A 1,037-nucleotide genomic window follows, 5' to 3' on the forward strand; every position below is an offset into this window, starting at 1 on the left:
GCCGCGTACCGAGGGCAAGCGCGAGGACGACATCGTCGACGCAGACATCGTCCCCGACGAGCCCGCGGCCGAGGCGACCGGCATCAAGGGCCTGCCGCCCGCACGGGAGAAACACACCAAGCGGCCCGGCACCAGCCGGCCAGGCACAGAAAGGAGCAGCGTGAGCAAATCGGAAGTCAGCAGGCCATCCAGGCACAGCGGCCTTGGCGCCCAGCACCGCACGGACATCACGTTCGACGACTACCTGATGAAGATGGCGAACATCGCCATCAAAGCCGCCTCCGACCGGGAGCGTGCCGACGCCCTGGCCGAGGTGCTCGGCAAGGTCGCCGACGCCCTGCGGGAGATGGCCACCGACCTCGTCGGCGACCACAACGTCACCACGGAGGTCACCGACCTGATCGCGGACCTGGCCGACTCCGCGGCCCGTATGAAGGCGCAGGCGGAGCGGAGTGCCGAGCAGTGCGGCATCGCCAAGGAGGCCGCCAAGCTCGGGGCCCAGAAAGTCGCCCGCGTCTACGGCCAGGACATGGCCGCCAAGGAAGACGCTGGCCTGAGGTACGCGTCGGCTGCTGTCCACCACGACTAGACCCCTGAGGACACGCTATGAGCAGCGATCTCGCGCCCCGCAGCAGCGCGGCGCCTGTCCCGACCAACGACGACAACCGGTATAAGGCCGTCCAATCCAAGCTGAACAAGTTCGGTAAGGCCTTGGACATCGCCATCCTCGAATTGGAGTCCCTCAGCGGCAGCATGCAGGCCAACGCCGCCCGCACCGACGACGTCGCCACCGACATCGAGAACGCCGGCCTCGACCCCAAGTTCGTCGCCCTGACCAGCAACGTGGCCGTTGCCCTGACCGGCGCCGCCCGACACGTTCGCAAGCTGACCCAGATCGCCCAGGAGACCGTAGACCTCACCCACCAGACCCGGCACACCCACGCCAAGCTCTACCGGGGCCTGGACGACGTCCGTTCCAACCGATCCGAGAAGACCCCCAAGCCCGGGTTCTTCAACCGCTGACCCCTCCCCCACCC

At 67.9% G+C, this 1,037-nt stretch carries 1 protein-coding gene and 1 pseudogene; both read left to right on the plus strand.

Annotation, left to right across the window (positions count from 1 at the left end):
* Nucleotides 1-589, plus strand: a pseudogene (locus E4099_RS32335) (ATP/GTP-binding protein); the annotation flags it as partial.
* A gap of 17 nt (nt 590-606) precedes the next feature.
* Nucleotides 607-1,023 (plus strand): conjugal transfer protein TraB, encoded by a 417-nt coding sequence (locus E4099_RS32340; protein WP_135342637.1) that lies wholly within the window; start codon nt 607-609, stop codon nt 1,021-1,023.
* The last annotated feature ends 14 nt before the right edge of the window (nt 1,024-1,037 follow it).

It is taken from the genome of Streptomyces palmae, assembly GCF_004684805.1.
In the GTDB taxonomy this organism is placed as follows: Bacteria; Actinomycetota; Actinomycetes; order Streptomycetales; family Streptomycetaceae; genus Streptomyces; species Streptomyces palmae.